This is a genomic window from Streptomyces sp. NPDC014861 (assembly GCF_043081625.1).
Classification (GTDB): Bacteria; Actinomycetota; Actinomycetes; order Streptomycetales; family Streptomycetaceae; genus Streptomyces.
This window is the reverse complement of sequence record NZ_JBIBWV010000004.1, coordinates 494,956-509,169: the sequence shown is the minus strand read 5'-3', so window position 1 is coordinate 509,169 and position 14,214 is coordinate 494,956. Positions and strand designations below refer to the sequence as shown.

13 protein-coding genes are annotated in these 14,214 nt (G+C 74.5%); 6 read left to right on the top strand and 7 right to left on the bottom strand.

The window, feature by feature from the left end; all coding sequences use genetic code 11:
• Window positions 1-96 precede the first annotated feature (96 nt).
• Together ACF1BN_RS11765 and ACF1BN_RS11760 are read left to right on the top strand one after the other, a co-directional pair.
• A complete protein-coding gene (locus ACF1BN_RS11765; protein ID WP_392331407.1) occupies window positions 97-1,794 on the top strand; it encodes an HtaA domain-containing protein in 1,698 nt (565 codons plus the stop codon).
• Between the two features lie 146 nt (window positions 1,795-1,940).
• Entirely contained in the window at window positions 1,941-2,618 is a 678-nt protein-coding gene (locus ACF1BN_RS11760) for a PhzF family phenazine biosynthesis protein (RefSeq protein ID WP_392331406.1), read from the top strand.
• A 48-nt stretch (window positions 2,619-2,666) separates the two neighbouring features.
• On the opposite strand, the gene ACF1BN_RS11755 is transcribed toward ACF1BN_RS11760, so the two are convergent.
• Together ACF1BN_RS11755 and map are read right to left on the bottom strand one after the other, a co-directional pair.
• Window positions 2,667-3,317, bottom strand: a complete 651-nt coding sequence (locus ACF1BN_RS11755) for a heme oxygenase (biliverdin-producing) (protein WP_376603074.1) — start codon at window positions 3,315-3,317, stop codon at window positions 2,667-2,669.
• A 118-nt stretch (window positions 3,318-3,435) separates the two neighbouring features.
• Window positions 3,436-4,293: a type I methionyl aminopeptidase gene (map, locus tag ACF1BN_RS11750; RefSeq protein WP_392331405.1), complete on the bottom strand. Its 858-nt coding sequence runs from the start codon at window positions 4,291-4,293 to the stop codon at window positions 3,436-3,438.
• Between the two features lie 61 nt (window positions 4,294-4,354).
• Between map and ACF1BN_RS11745 the strand changes: the two genes are divergently transcribed.
• Window positions 4,355-4,585, top strand: coding sequence for a hypothetical protein (locus ACF1BN_RS11745; RefSeq protein WP_392331404.1), 231 nt, complete (start codon window positions 4,355-4,357; stop codon window positions 4,583-4,585).
• 220 nt (window positions 4,586-4,805) lie between these two features.
• Here the strand turns inward: ACF1BN_RS11745 and ACF1BN_RS11740 are convergent, their stop codons facing one another.
• Window positions 4,806-6,128 (bottom strand): MFS transporter, encoded by a 1,323-nt coding sequence (locus ACF1BN_RS11740; protein WP_392331403.1) that lies wholly within the window; start codon window positions 6,126-6,128, stop codon window positions 4,806-4,808.
• Between the two features lie 48 nt (window positions 6,129-6,176).
• Window positions 6,177-6,776, bottom strand: coding sequence for a hypothetical protein (locus tag ACF1BN_RS11735; protein ID WP_392331402.1), 600 nt, complete (start codon window positions 6,774-6,776; stop codon window positions 6,177-6,179).
• Between the two features lie 92 nt (window positions 6,777-6,868).
• On the opposite strand from ACF1BN_RS11735, the gene npdG reads away from it, so the two are divergent.
• Both npdG and ACF1BN_RS11725 read left to right on the top strand, forming a co-directional pair.
• Window positions 6,869-7,567 (top strand): NADPH-dependent F420 reductase, encoded by a 699-nt coding sequence (gene npdG / locus ACF1BN_RS11730; protein ID WP_392331401.1) that lies wholly within the window; start codon window positions 6,869-6,871, stop codon window positions 7,565-7,567.
• A gap of 136 nt (window positions 7,568-7,703) precedes the next feature.
• On the top strand, window positions 7,704-7,904 hold the full coding sequence (locus ACF1BN_RS11725; protein WP_392331400.1) for a hypothetical protein: 201 nt from the start codon (window positions 7,704-7,706) through the stop codon (window positions 7,902-7,904).
• Here the strand turns inward: ACF1BN_RS11725 and ACF1BN_RS11720 are convergent.
• Window positions 7,901-8,701 carry a site-2 protease family protein gene (locus ACF1BN_RS11720; protein WP_392331399.1) on the bottom strand — a complete coding sequence of 267 codons (801 nt, stop codon included), beginning with the start codon at window positions 8,699-8,701 and terminating at the stop codon, window positions 7,901-7,903. The two genes, ACF1BN_RS11725 and ACF1BN_RS11720, sit on opposite strands and share 4 nt — an antisense overlap.
• 264 nt (window positions 8,702-8,965) lie before the next feature.
• On the opposite strand from ACF1BN_RS11720, the gene ACF1BN_RS11715 reads away from it, so the two are divergent.
• Window positions 8,966-12,301: a BTAD domain-containing putative transcriptional regulator gene (locus ACF1BN_RS11715; protein ID WP_392331398.1), complete on the top strand. Its 3,336-nt coding sequence runs from the start codon at window positions 8,966-8,968 to the stop codon at window positions 12,299-12,301.
• Between the two features lie 26 nt (window positions 12,302-12,327).
• On the opposite strand, the gene ACF1BN_RS11710 is transcribed toward ACF1BN_RS11715, so the two are convergent.
• Together ACF1BN_RS11710 and ACF1BN_RS11705 are read right to left on the bottom strand one after the other, a co-directional pair.
• Window positions 12,328-13,185, bottom strand: a complete 858-nt coding sequence (locus ACF1BN_RS11710; protein WP_392331397.1) for an ABC transporter permease — start codon at window positions 13,183-13,185, stop codon at window positions 12,328-12,330.
• A complete protein-coding gene (locus ACF1BN_RS11705; protein WP_392331396.1) occupies window positions 13,182-14,183 on the bottom strand; it encodes an ATP-binding cassette domain-containing protein in 1,002 nt (333 codons plus the stop codon). The genes ACF1BN_RS11710 and ACF1BN_RS11705 overlap by 4 nt, the downstream gene beginning before the upstream one ends.
• Window positions 14,184-14,214 lie beyond the last annotated feature (31 nt).

The following is a 14,214-nucleotide window of genomic DNA, read 5'->3' as shown; positions in this document are numbered from 1 at the left end:
GGCCCGCGCAAGACGCCCGTGCGGCGGCCCCCCACACCCTCGTGCGCCCCCGCACACCCCCCGAACCCCCCGTTCCCGCCTAGGAGACCACCCGACATGGCCACCCGTATGCGCCGTCCCGTCACTCTGGCCGCCGCCGTCACCACGGCCGCCGCCCTGAGCGCCGGTGCCCTGACCCTCGCGCTCCCCGCGGCCGCCGCCGACACCCCGGCCCCGCCGCTCCCCCTCGTGGAGGGCACCCTGGACTGGGGCATCAAGCAGTCCTTCCGCAACTACCTCGCGCAGCCCTTCAGCAAGGGCAGGACGACGATGGAGGGCGGCGCGACCCAGGCCGCGGGCAACGGTGTCTTCACCTTCGTCGACGGTGCCGGCACCTACGACATGACGAGCCACGCCACGGCCACCGCCTTCAAGGGCGGCGTGCACTTCGAGGCCCACGACGGCGCCCTCGACATCCGCATCTCGGACGTCAGGCTCAAGACCGCCGGTTCCGCGGCCCCGACCGGCGAGATCACCGCCGACGTCGTCACCAAGGAGAAGGACGGCACCTTCACCACCCGCAACGACGTCTCCTTCGCCGCGCTCGACATGACCGGCGTCCGGCCCGGCCAGGGCCCCGGCGGCGCGATGGTCTTCAAGGACATACCGGCCAAGCTCACCGAGAAGGGCGCCGCCGCGTTCGCCGGGTTCTACAAGGAGGGCGATGCCCTCGACGCCGCCACCCTCACGGTGAAGGCCGGCCCCCGCCCGACCCCGCCCACGACGCCGCCCACCACCCCGCCCACCGCCACGCCGACGACGACCCCGCCGACCACGCCCCCGACCACCCCGCCCACCACGCCGCCCACCACCGCGCCGACCACCCCCACGACGGCCCCGACCACCACCGCCCCCACCACCGCGCCCCCCACCACCCCGGCCCCGACCACCACCGCGCCGAGCCCGACCTCCACCACGACCACGCCCGCCGAGGAGCCCGGTGTCGTCGCGGGCCGGCTCACCTGGGGCGTCCTGGAGCGCTGGCGCGTGTACGTCGCCGAGCGCTGCGGCGGCAGCGTCACCCCGGCCGCCGGGGCGACGAAGTCCGGTTCCGCGTACGCCTTCCAGGTCGACGAGGCCGAGCTCGACGCGAACGCCCGCACCCTCGCCGCCTCCTTCACCGGCCGTGTCGACTTCGTCTGCGCCGCGCACGGCATCGACTGGCGCATCGGCGGCGTGAAGATCGCCGCCGACGGCACGAAGGGCAGCATCACCGCCGACGTCACCACCGCCGACGGCACGAAGAAGGGCGTGCGCTTCGCCGAGCTCGACCTGGCGAAGGCGGACTGGACCCCGAAGGACGGGGTCGTCACCCTCGCCGCCCTCCCGGCGAAGCTGACCGCCGACGGCGCCGCCCTCTTCGCCGCCCCCGGCGGCGCGTCCTTCTACGACGCGGGCCTCGCCCTGGAGCCGGTGACCGTCTCCCTCGCCCTGGACAAGGACGCCACCCTGCCGCCCACCGGCTCCACCGGCTCCACGGGCTCCACGGGCTCCACCGGCACCAGCGGCTCGGGCACGACCGGCTCGGGCACGACCGGCTCCGGCACCACCGGAGCGGGCACGGTCGGCGGCGGCGGCACGGTCGGCGGGGGTGGCACGGTCGGCGGTGGCACCGCCGGCGGCTCCGGCGCCCTCGCCGCCACCGGCTCCTCCACCCCCACCGGCCTGCTGGCCGGTGCCGCCGCGCTCATCGTCGCGGCGGGCGGTGCGGTCGTCGTCGCCGCCCGCCGTCGTACCGGCGGTGCCGAGAGCTGACCGCCCGTAACACCGCAGCACCAGCAGTACCGCAGCACCAGCAGCACCCGCGTCACCCGAAGACCGCCACCCCCCAACAGGCAGGGCCGCACCCCGGAAACGGAGGTGCGGCCCTGCCGCATGCCCCTGGATGGTTCAATTCCGCCATGAACACGACTGCCACCGACGTCACGGAGATCGACGTCCTGCGGGTCTTCTGCGCGGGCGACGGCCGCCACGGCAACGCCCTCGGCGTCGTACGGGACGGCCGCACCCACCCCGACGAGGCGTCCCGGCAGGCGCTCGCCAAGGAACTCGGCTACAGCGAGACCGTGTTCGTCGACGACCCCGAGCGCGGCGTCGTCGACATCTACACCCCCGGGCTGCGGCTCCCCTTCGCGGGGCACCCGCTCGTCGGCGCCGCCTGGCTGCTCGACCTGGAGGTCGTCCACCCGCCCGCGGGCGAGGTCTGGGTGCGTGGGGACGGAGAGTTCACCTGGATCGAGGCGCGCGCCGAGTGGGCGCCGCCGCGCACCCTGCGCCGGTACGGCTCGGCCGCCGAGGTGGAGGCCCTGGAGGTCCCGCCGCCGGGTGAGTGGATCTACGCCTGGGCGTGGGAGGAGGAGGCCGCCGGACGGATCAGGGCGCGCGCCTTCCCCGGGCGCGGCGACGGCATCGACGAGGACGAGGCCACCGGCGCGGCGGCGCTGCTGCTCACGGCGGAGCTGGGCCGGGCCCTGAACATCACACAGGGCCGGGGTTCGCAGCTGCTCACTGCCCCCGGCCCTGACGGCATCGTGGAGTTGGGCGGACGGGTCCGCCTGGAGGGCACGCTCACGCGCTGAGCCCCGCGCGACGCGAGGCGTCCACGTGCCGGGCGTGCCCCGTGGGTCTCAGGCGCTGAGCGGGAACTCGACGCCCAGCTCGCGGAAGACGCCGGTGTTGAAGGCGAAGGCCCGCTTGCACTCGTCGACGATCCGCTGCTTCTCCAGGTCGTCCGCGTTCACCTGGTCGAGGAGCTCGCGGTAGGTCCGCTTGAACGCGGCCGGGTTGCCGATCGCGTCGAAGACGTAGAACCGCACGCCGTCGCCCTTGCGGTCGAAGCCCCAGGTCCGCTCGGCCTTGTCGCGGATGATCTGACCGCCCGACAGGTCGCCCAGGTAGCGCGTGTAGTGGTGGGCGACGTACCCGGCGGGCCAGGTGCGGGCGCACTCGGCGACCCGCTCGGCGTACGCCACGGTGGCCGGCAGCGCCGAGACGCCGGAGCGCCAGTCGGGGCCGCGCAGGTGGGCGAGGTCGGCCTCCAGGGCGGCCGTGCGGAAGAGCTCGGGCTGTATGAACGGCCCGGCGACCGGGTCCTCGCGCAGGGCCTCCGCGCCCTCCTCCAGGGCCTGGTACACGAACCAGAGCTGCTCGGTGTAGCGGGCGTACGCGTCCACGCCCAGTCGTCCGCCGAGGAGGTCGCCCATGAAGGACGAGGTCTCCGCCTCCGTGTGCTGCTCGTGCGAGGCCGTGCGGATGAGGGTGGAGAAGGGCGTGTCCAAGGCGTGCCTCCGGGACCGATGGGGCGGGAACCAGTTGACCCGATTTTGCAAGGTTAGGCTTGCCTAAGTCAACTGGTTCCCGACGACCTGTCGGTAAAGCTTGTACCCCCGGGGGTGGTCAGGGCAACGTAAGAATCTCCGCTCCGGTCTCGGTGACCACGAGGGTGTGCTCGAACTGGGCAGTCCGCTTGCGGTCCTTGGTCACCACCGTCCAGCCGTCCTCCCACATGTCGTACTCGTGGGTGCCGAGGGTCAGCATCGGCTCGATGGTGAAGGTCATGCCGGGCTGGATGACGGTGGTGTGGTGGGGCGAGTCGTAGTGCGGGACGATCAGGCCGGAATGGAAGGACGAGTTGATGCCGTGCCCGGTGAAGTCCCGCACGACGCCGTAGCCGAACCGCTTGGCGTACGACTCGATGACGCGGCCGATGATGTTGATCTGCCGGCCGGGCTTCACCGCCTTGATCGCGCGGTTCAGCGACTCCCGGGTGCGCTCGACGAGGAGCCGGGACTCGTCGTCGACGTCGCCGCACAGATAGGTGGCGTTGTTGTCGCCGTGGACGCCGCCGATGAACGCCGTGACGTCCAGGTTCACGATGTCGCCGTCGCGCAGCACCGTGGAGTCCGGGATGCCGTGACAGATGACCTCGTTGACCGAGGAGCAGAGCGACTTGGGGAAGCCCCGGTAGCCCAGGGTCGAGGGATAGGCGCCGTGGTCGCACAGGAACTCGTGCGCGACCCGGTCGAGCTCATCGGTGGTGACGCCCGGGGCGATGTGCTTGGCGGCCTCCTCCATCGCCTGCGCGGCGATGCGGCCGGCGGTCCGCATCAGCTCGATGGTGTCGGAATCCTGCACCTCGGGCCCCGTGTACGGGGTGGGGGCGGGCTTCCCGACGTACTCGGGGCGGCGGATCGAGCCCGGGACGGAGCGGGTGGGGGAGAGCTCCCCCGGAACGAGAAGCGACTGGCCAGACATACCAGCGAGTCTAACGACCGTGTCTGGGGCAGCATGGTCCCGAGGGAAGGAGCCGACGACCATGGCCCTGTTCAAGAAGCGCACGGCCGGAAAGCCGGGCGAGTGGTACTACTGCCTGGAGCACAAGAAGGTGGAGGAAGGGCCCGAGTGCCCGGCGAAGAACCGATTCGGCCCCTACGCCACCCGTGACGAGGCGACCCACGCCATGGAGACCGCCCGCGAGCGGAACCTGGAGTGGGAGACCGACCCGCGCTGGCACGACGCCCCCGGCCCGGACGAGAACCGGGACTGACGGCGGCGGACGGCCGGGGCCGGGGCCCACACGACCCCGGCCCCGTCGCCGCGGCCCGCACCACCGGGCCTTGCCCCCGTCGCCGCCCGCCCGGCCCTGGCGCCGTGGCGCCCCGACTCACACTGCCCGGCCCCGGCCTCGGTCTCGCCCGGCTCGCCCCACCGCCGCTCGCACGGCTCCGGGCCTCGTCGCCGCCCGCCCGGTCCGGCCTCGTCGCGGCTCACGCCGCCCCGGCAGCCGCCGCCTCCTGCTGCGCCTTGCGGCGCAGCGCGTCCTCGTCCGTGGCGGAGTCGTACCGGAGGAGCTTCGGGAGCGCCAGGCAGAGCAGGCCCACGGAGGCCACACAGGCCACGCCGCCCGCCCACACCGCCGTCCGCGTGCCGGTCCACCCCGCCATCACGCCCGCCCGCACCTGGCCGAGCTGCGGGCCCACGCTGTACGACAGCACCTCGATGCCCGCGAGCCGGCCGCGCAGCTCCTCCGGGATGGTCTGGTTCCAGATCGTCGACCGGCCGAGCCCGCTCAGCATGTCGCCCGCGCCCGCGAACGCCAGGCACAGCAGCACCAGCCACACGTTCCCGAACCAGCCCGCGCCCGCGATCGCCAGGCCCCAGCCCGCCGCGCCGCCGGCCACGAGCAGCCCGTGCCGGCGCACCTTCGACGTCCAGCCGCTGGTCAGCCCGAGCACCAGCGAGCCGACCGAGCCGGCCGCGTACATCAGGCCCAGCGCCCAGGGCGCGTCCAGGTCGTCGGCGAGGAAGGGGAAGATCGCGTTCGGGAAGGCGAAGAACATCGCCGCCAGGTCGATCGCGTACGTGCCCAGCAGCACCGGCCGCGACCAGGCGTACCGCGCGCCCTCCGCGATCGACCGCAGCGACGGCTTCTCCGCGTCGTGGGCCGGCGGCGCGGGGGAGAGGCGCCGGCACATCAGCACCGACACCGCGAAGCCGGCCAGCGTCACCGCGTACGCCGGGGCGTGGCCCGCGTAGGCCACCACCAGGCCCGCCAGCGAGGGGCCCGCGATCGCGCCCAGCTGCCAGCGCAGCGAGTTGAGCGCCGCGGCGGCGGTCTGCTGGGCGTGCGGCACGATTCTCGCCATCAGCGAGTCCAGGGCGGGCCGCTGGAGCCCGGCCAGCGCCGACACCCCGGCCGCGACCACGTACAGCGGCCACAGCAGCGGTTCGTCCAGCAGCGAGTTCAGGAGCAGCAGCAGCGCGAGCAGTCCGAGGCCCGCCTCGGTGCCGATGATCACCCGCCGCCGGTCCACCGCGTCCGCGAGCGCCCCGCCGTACAGTCCGAAGACCACCAGCGGCACCAGCTCCACGGCGCCCATCGCGCCCACGGCGAGCGGTGAGTCGGTCAGCTCCTTGATCTGGAGCGGCAGGGCGACCATCGCCATGGCGCTGGCGAAGAAGGTGACGAGCCCCTGCCCCCACAGCAGCCGGAAGTCCCGTGAGGAACGCCAGGGCGCGGTGTCGGGGAGCAGGCCGGCGAGCCGGGCGCGAAGCGTGGGCGGAGCGGGGGAGGGAGCGGAGGAGGACACGAGAAGCCATCCTGCGCTGCGACGATCGCCTGAGGCAACCGGATTCGGTCACCAGCGGGCGGGCGGCGGCGAGGTGAGCCGGTCGGCCAGCACGGAGAGCCGGTCGCGGAAGCGGCGCCCCCGGGGCGACGGCAGCGCGTTCTCGCCCGCCGCCGCGCTGACCAGGTGCTGGACCGTGTCGAGGTCCACCCCCGCCGCCTCGTCGACCGTGAGCGTCTCGTGCGCCAGCCCCCGCACCTCCGCGTCCCCGCCGTCCAGCGACAGCACCGTCGCCCCCGCCCGCCGGGCGTCGTGGACCCGCTGGAGGAGCTCCGCCCCGGGCCGCTCCGGCGCCACCACCAGCAGGGTCGCGCCCCGGCCCGCCGCCGCCAGGCGGCCCGGGCCGACCGCCAGGTGCGCCGGGTCGCCCGGACGCGCCCGGTGCCGTACCAGCGTCGGCGCCAGCTCGGGCAGCCCGGACCAGGCCGCCTCGTCCACCAGATGGGCCGCCAGGTGCCAGGGCTCGTACGTCTCCGTGCCGACGAGCAGCAGCCCGCCCCGGTGCGGCACCACCGAGCCCCGCAGCGCCCCGGCGAAGCGGCGGGCGGCCGCCGGCCACTCCGTCCCGGCGAGCACTTCCCGCAGCAACGCGACCCGTACGGCATCCATGGCGCCGCATCCTGCCCCAGCGGACGCCCGCGCGCCGGGGCTTGTCCCCGATCCACCCGAACGGGGACCGAACCGGTGGGTAGGGTCGCCCCATGACTTCCTCGACTCCTCCCCGTACCCCCAAGGACCCCTGGGACCTTCCCGACGTCTCCGGGCTCGTCGTCGGCGTCCTCGGCGGCACCGGCGACCAGGGCCGCGGCCTCGCCTACCGCCTCGCCGCCGCCGGCCAGCAGGTGATCATCGGCTCCCGCGCCGCCGACCGGGCCGAGGCCGTCGCCGCCGAGATCGGCCACGGCGTCGAGGGCGCCGACAACGCCGAGTGCGCCCGCCGCAGCGACGTCGTCATCGTCGCCGTGCCGTGGGACGGGCACGCCAAGACGCTGGAGTCGCTGCGCGAGGAGCTGGCCGGCAAGCTCGTCGTGGACTGCGTCAACCCGCTCGGCTTCGACAAGCAGGGCGCCTACGCGCTCAAGCCCGAGGAGGGCTCCGCCGCCGAGCAGGCCGCCGCGCTCCTCCCGGACTCCCGGGTCGCCGCCGCCTTCCACCACCTCTCCGCCGTCCTCCTCAAGGACACCTCGATCGCCGAGATCGACACCGACGTGATGGTCCTCGGCGAGGAGCGCGCCGACGTCGAGATCGTCCAGGCCCTGGCCGGCCGCATCCCCGGCATGCGCGGCGTCTTCGCCGGCCGGCTGCGCAACGCCCACCAGGTCGAGTCGCTCGTCGCCAACCTGATCTCGGTGAACCGCCGCTACAAGGCCCACGCGGGCCTGCGCGTCACCGACGTCTGAGAGCCCCGCGGGCCCGGCGCGCCGCCGCCGTCCGGGAGCCCCGCCGCGCGCGGGGCGGAGCCGGAGAACGGACGCTTCGGGGCATGGGGGACACTGGTCGGGCACCGTCAGCCGTACCCGACAGGAGCCGACCCCCATGCCCCGTCTCGCCCTCTACGCCCTCGCGGTCTGCGCGCTGGCCGTCGCCGCCGCCGTGATCTCCTTCGTCAACGGCAGCTTCATCGGCATCGTCTGGGTCCTCCTCGCCGGCCTCTCCTCCAACATGGCCTGGTACTACGTCCGCCGCGCGAAGGCCGAGAAGGCCGCGTCGGCCGAGGCGGCGGCCGTCACCGGCTAGAGCGGGCAGTACTCCGGGGCCGGCGTGCCCTGCCAGAAGCGGAACAGCTCCGAGCCGCAGTAGCGGTTCAGCCCGTCGACGCCCAGCGCGCGCATCAGGGCGTCGACCGCGTCGAAGAAGGCGCCGTTGACCGCCGGCACGAAGAGCAGGCCGATCACGACGAAGAAGCCGTACGGCGCGTACGGCGCGATCTTCCGCTTCACCTCGTACGACAGCCAGGGCTCGATGATCCCGTAGCCGTCGAGGCCCGGCACCGGAAGCAGGTTCAGGAGCGCGGCCGTGACCTGGAGGAACGCCAGGAAGGCCAGCGCGTACCGGAAGGCGGGCGGCACCCCGTCCAGCGCGTCCAGCCAGAACGGGGCCGTGCACGCCACCGCGAACAGCACGTTCGCCAGCGGGCCCGCCGCCGAGACCAGGCTCTGCCTCCACCGGCCCCGGATCCGGTCCTGCTCGATGAACACCGCGCCGCCCGGCAGACCGATCCCGCCCATGATCACGAAGAGCACGGGCAGGATCACGCTCAGGACGGCGTGGGTGTACGCGAAGGGGTTCAGGGTGAGGTAGCCCCTGGCGCCCACCGAGGCGTCCCCGCTGTGGAGGGCCGTGCGGGCGTGCGCGTACTCGTGCAGGCAGAGCGACACGACCCACGCCGAGACGACGAAGAGGAAGACCGCCACCCCGGGCAGGGCCGCGAAGTCCACCCACACCGCCCATCCGGTGACCGCCATGACGGCGAGCACCGCCAGGAAGACGGGACTGATCCGGCGCTCGTGGCGGCGGACGGCGGCCGAACTCATCACGGACTCCCCGGGGGACGGACCCGCGGGCCCGGCGGACGGGCCGCGGAAGGACTGCGGACGGTGTGCGTGCGATGTGCGTGCGGCGGGCCGGACGCGAGGGCCGGCCCGTGTGCGGACGGCGGGCCGGGTGCGGGCGCCGGTCCGGTGCGGACGGTTCGGGCGGGTGGACGGGACGCGGACTGTGTGCGGGAGAACGTACCGCTCCGCCCCCGGGTTCCCCCGCCTCCTCGCGCGCCCGCGGCTCTCCCGGAGAATGGGGGCGTGCGTTACTGCCTCCTGGGACCGACCCGCGTGCTGACCGCCGACGGCGACGAGCTGTCCGTCGGCGGCCCGCGCGTCCGCGCCCTGCTCACCACGCTCGCCCTGCGGCCCGGTCGGGCGCTGCCCGTCGCCGCGCTCGTCGACGAGGTCTGGTACGGCGACGAACCGCCCGCCGACGCCGTCGCCGCCCTCCAGGCCCTGGTCGGGCGGCTCAGGAAGGCGCTCGGGCGCGACCGGGTCCACTCCGCGGAGGGCGGCGGCTACCGGCTCGGCGCCGCCCGCGAGGACGTCGACCTGTTCCGCTTCGAACGGCTCGCCGCCGAGGGCTCCGCCGCCCTCGCCGCCGGGGACCCCGGGCGGGCCGCAGCGCTCCTCGACGAAGCTCTGGGCCTCTGGCACGGCCCCGTCCTCGCCGACCTGCCCGACCGGCACGCCGAGGCCGGCCGCTGGGAGGCCCGCCGGCTGGACGCCCGCCGCACCCGCCTCGACGCGGCCCTCGCGCTCGGCCGGGCCGCCGACGCGCTCCCCGAACTGACCGCGCTCTGCGCCGACCGCCCGCTCGACGAGCCCCTTCAGCTGCTGCGGATCCGCGCCCTGCGGGACACCGGCCGAGGCGCCGAGGCGCTGGCCGCCTACGAGGAGGTCCGCCGGACCCTCGCCGACCGCCTCGGCGCCGACCCGGGCCCCGCGCTGCGGGCCCTCCACGAGCGGCTGCTCGCCCCGCCGGCGGAGCCCGTGACCCCCGCCCCCGAGGGTCCGCCCGCCCCCGAGGGTCCGCCCGCCCCCGCGCCGGCCCCCGCCTCCGCCCCCGGAAACCTCCGGGCCCGGCTCACCTCCTTCGTCGGGCGCGACGCGGAGATCGGCGCCCTGCGCCAGGACCTGGCCGCGGCCCGGCTCGTGACCCTGCTCGGACCCGGCGGCGCCGGCAAGACCCGGCTCTCCCAGGAGACGGCCGAGCGGGTCGCCGACGCCTGGCCCGACGGCGTCTGGGTCGCCGAACTCGCCCCCGTCCGCGACCCGGAGACCGTCCCCGAGGCCGTCCTCGCCGCCCTCGGCGCCCGCGAGACCGTGCTCCGCGGCGCCGGCGCCGAGGAACTGCGCACCGCGGCCGACCCCCTGTCCCGCCTCGTGGAGCACTGCGCGGGGCGGCGGATGCTGCTGCTCCTGGACAACTGCGAGCACGTGGTGGGGGCGGCGGCCCGGCTGGCCGAGTCCCTCCTGGCCCGGTGCCCGGGGGTACGGATCCTGGCGACGAGCCGGGAACCGCTGGGCGTGCCGGGGGAGCGGCTGCGACCGCTCGGACCGCTGCCCGAGGAGACGGCGCTGCGGCTCCTCGCCGAGCGCGGCGCGGCGGCCCGGCCCGGCTTCGAGGCGACCGACGACCCGGCGGCCGCGCGGGAGATCGTGCGGCGGCTCGACGGGCTGCCCCTCGCGATCGAGCTGGCGGCGGCCCGGCTGCGGATGCTGTCGGCGCGCCAGATCGCGGACCGCCTCGACGACCGCTTCCGGCTGCTGACCTCGGGGGCGCGCACGGTGCTGCCGCGCCAGCAGACGCTGCGGGCCGTCGTCGACTGGTCCTGGGAGCTCCTGGAGGAGCCGGAGCGGGCGGTGCTGCGGCGGCTCGCCGTCTTCACCGGCGGCTGCGACCTGGAGGCCGCCGAGGCCGTCTGCGCCGGACCGGAGGACGCGGACGTCCTCGACGTGATGGGCGCGCTGGTGGACAAGTCGCTGGTGGTGTCGGCGCCGGAGGAGTCCGGGATGCGCTTCCGGCTCCTGGAGACCGTGGCCGAGTACGCGGCGGAGCGCCTGGACCAGGCGGAGGAGAGGGCGGACGCCGAACGGGCCCACCTCACGTACTACCGCGAACTCGCCCGCCGCACCGACCCGGAGCTGCGCGGGGCGGGGCAGATCGCCGCGATGGTCCGGCTGGACGCCGAGTACGGCAACGTCAGGACCGCGCTCGGCCGGGCCGTCGCCGCCCGGGACGAGGACGAGGCCCTCGTCCTCGTCCACGCCCTGCTCTGGTACTGGCAGCTGCGCGACCACCGCTCCGACGCCCTGCACGCCGTCCGTGCGGTGGCCGCCCTCGGCCCCGACCCCTTCTCCCCGCCCGCCGCGCCCCTCGTCCCGCTCGCCGAGCCCTGCACGGCGGCCCCGCCGCCGCTCTCCGAGGAGCAGCGCTGGGAGGCCCGGCGCGGGGTGCGGCTGGTCGAGCTGATCAACATGGACCACGAGACCGCGCGCTGGATGAGCCCCGAGGGCCAGGACCGGCTCCGCGAGATCACCGCCGTCTACCGGCCGGGACTGCCGCAGACCTGCCGGCTCCCCGGCTCCTTCGCCGTCTTCGCCGTCCTCATCATGGGGGAGCCCGAGCGGCTGCACGAACTGCTCGACGTCACCGTGGACGCCTGCCGCCGCAACGGCTACACCTGGGAACTCGCCCACATCCTGCACATGCGCGCCAACATGCGGGCCAACCGGGGGCAGTGGGCCCAGCGGGCCATCGCGGACGCCGACGAGAGCCTGGACCTCTTCGAGCGGCTGGGGGACGCCTGGGGGGCGGCCGAGGCGCTCTCCGCCCGCGCCGAGGCTCATGAGAGGCAGCTCGCCTACGACCTGGCGGCCCGGGACTTCGCCGCCGCCATCGACTACGCGGAGAGGATCAGGGCCCCCTCGCAGCGGGCCCTGCTGCGCGCCCGGTACGCCGACACCCTCGTGGAGGCCGGCCGGGTCGAGGAGGGGGAGGCGATCCTGCGGGAGATCATCGGCGACCACTCCACCGGCCACGAACCCCAGCTCGGCGCGCGGCTCTTCCTGGCCATCGCGCTGGGGCGCACGGGTCGGACCGGCGAGGCGCGGGAGTACCTCACGGCCCTCCTGGCGGAGTTCAGCAGCGAGACCCTGTCCGTCTTCGAGGGGTTCACGCTCGGCATCCTGGCCTGGCTCGACGTCCTGGAGAAGGAGTACGCCGCCGCGCTGGGACGCGCCTTCGAGGCGTACGAGCGCTCCCTCGGCCCGCTGTCGATGATGGTGATGCCGCAGATGCCCGGGATCCATCTGGCGGTGGGGGCCTGGGCGCTCGCGGGGCTCGGGGGCGAGCGGGCGCGGACGGCGGCCGTGCTCCTCGGCGTGCGGGACGCCCTGGTGCCGGAGGGGCACCGGGAGCCGGCGATGGAACGGGACAACCTGGCGCGGGCGACGGAGCTGGCCCGCGCGACGCTCGGCGACGCCGTCTTCGAGGCGGCGCACGCCGAGGGCGGCGGCCTCTCCGCTGAGGAGGCCGCCGCCCTGCTCGGTCGCGCCGCCGACGCGATCACCGGACGCGCCGAGCCCTGATCCCCCGCCGGTGGGGGCCGGTCCCGTCAGGTCTTCTTGCGGAACTTGGAAACCGCGAGCGGCGCCGTGACGAGCGTGATGACCAGGGACCAGCCCAGCACCATCCACACCGAGTGGGCGACCGCGCCGCCGTTGATGAGCGCGCGGGCCGCGTCGGCGAGGTTGGAGAGCGGGTTGTAGTCCGTGAAGGTCTCCAGCCAGCCGGGCATCGTCGTCGTCGGGGCGAAGATCGACGAGCCGAACTGGAGCGGCATCAGCACCATCATCGCCATGCCCTGCACCGCCTGCGCGGACCCGAGGCTCAGGCCGAGCAGGATGAAGATCCACATCAGCGAGGCGCCGAAGACCACCGACAGGCCGATCGCGGCGAGGAGGTGGAGCACCGAGGTGTGGATCGTCAGACCGAGCAGGAAGCCCATGCCGAGCAGGATCGCCGTGGCGATCATCATGCGGCCGAGCTCGACGACGATCTTGGCGATGAGGACCGAGGAGCGGGCGATCGGCATCGTCCGGAACCGGTCCATCACCCCCTTCTTGAAGTCGTCGTTGATGCCGACGCCGACACCCATCGCGATGTTCATGCCCATCATCGCCATCAGGCCGGGGGTCACGTAGTTCACGTAGAGGTCGTTGTTGCCCTTGCCGGAGATGGCGCCGCCGAACACGTACACGAAGAGCAGGATGAAGATGATCGGCATGAACACGGCGTCGAACATCGACTCCGGGTCCTGCTTGATCTGGAGCGCGTTCCGCCGGGCCAGGGCGCCGATGTGGCGCAGGTTGGCCCGCAGGCCGATGCGGCCGTCGGTCTCGGTGCGGACCGGCCGGACCTCGGCGGGACCCGGGGCGACGGCGGGGGACTTGGTGACCGTGGTCGTGCTCACGCGGCGACCTCCTCGGGGATCTCGTCGGAGACGGCGGTCTTCTGGCCGGTGATGGCCAGGAACACCTCGTCCAGGCTGGGCAGGTGGGTGCCGATGTGGGCGACGCCGAAGCCGCGCGCGCCGAGCAGCGCCACCACGGCGGTCAGCTGCTGGTCGGTCAGGATCGGCACGTACAGCGCGCCCTCGTCGGGCACCACGGTCGCGCCGGCGACGCCGTCGAGACCGGTCTCGCGGAGCGCGGCCGCCATCGCGGGCAGCTGGTCGGGGTCGACCGGGCGGACCTTGAGGGTCCGGCCGCCGACCTTCGCCTTGAGCTCGTCGACCTCGCCCTTGGCGATGACCTTGCCCCGGTCGACGACGGTCAGCTCCCTCGCGAGCTGCTCCGCCTCCTCCATGTACTGGGTGGTGAGGAGGACGGTGACGCCCTCGGAGACCATCCGCTTCACCTCGTCCCACACCTCGTTGCGGGTGCGGGGGTCGAGGCCGGTGGTCGGCTCGTCCAGGTAGAGCACGGCCGGCTGCCCGATCATCGAGGCGGCCAGGTCGAGGCGGCGGCGCATGCCGCCGGAGTAGTTCACGGCCGGGCGCTTGGCAGCCTCGGTGAGGGAGAAGCGCTCCAGCATCTCGTCGGCGCGGCGGCGGGCGTCGGCGCGCGACAGGTCGAGCAGCCGGCCGATCATGTACAGGTTCTCGAAGCCGGAGAGCTTCTCGTCGACGGAGGCGTACTGGCCGGTGAGGCCGATGGTGCGGCGCAGCTGGCGGGGCTGGCGCACCACGTCGTAGCCGGCGACGGTGGCGGTCCCGGCGTCCGGGACGAGGAGGGTGGAGAGGCAGCGGACGAGGGTGGTCTTCCCGGCGCCGTTGGGGCCGAGGACGCCGAGGACGGTGCCCTCGCGGACGTCCAGGTCGACCCCGTCGAGGGCCTTGGTGTCGCCGAAGTGCTTCACGAGGCCCCTGACCTCGATGGCGTTGGTCTGTGATCGCGTCATGGACACCATGGAACACGCGACCACTGACAGTCTTCCGACA

What these genes read in the sequence shown, in the direction of transcription:
- ACF1BN_RS11765 (WP_392331407.1), top strand. Translation starts at nt 97, where the DNA reads ATGGCCACCCGTATGCGCCGTCCCGTCACTCTGGCCGCCGCCGTCACC.
- ACF1BN_RS11725 (WP_392331400.1), top strand. Translation starts at nt 7,704, where the DNA reads ATGCCCCGTCTCGCCCTCTACGCCCTCGCGGTCTGCGCGCTGGCCGTC.
- ACF1BN_RS11705 (WP_392331396.1), bottom strand. Translation starts at nt 14,183, where the DNA reads ATGGTGTCCATGACGCGATCACAGACCAACGCCATCGAGGTCAGGGGC.
- ACF1BN_RS11720 (WP_392331399.1), bottom strand. Translation starts at nt 8,701, where the DNA reads ATGAGTTCGGCCGCCGTCCGCCGCCACGAGCGCCGGATCAGTCCCGTC.
- ACF1BN_RS11760 (WP_392331406.1), top strand. Translation starts at nt 1,941, where the DNA reads ATGAACACGACTGCCACCGACGTCACGGAGATCGACGTCCTGCGGGTC.
- ACF1BN_RS11745 (WP_392331404.1), top strand. Translation starts at nt 4,355, where the DNA reads ATGGCCCTGTTCAAGAAGCGCACGGCCGGAAAGCCGGGCGAGTGGTAC.
- map (WP_392331405.1), bottom strand. Translation starts at nt 4,293, where the DNA reads ATGTCTGGCCAGTCGCTTCTCGTTCCGGGGGAGCTCTCCCCCACCCGC.
- ACF1BN_RS11735 (WP_392331402.1), bottom strand. Translation starts at nt 6,776, where the DNA reads ATGGATGCCGTACGGGTCGCGTTGCTGCGGGAAGTGCTCGCCGGGACG.
- npdG (WP_392331401.1), top strand. Translation starts at nt 6,869, where the DNA reads ATGACTTCCTCGACTCCTCCCCGTACCCCCAAGGACCCCTGGGACCTT.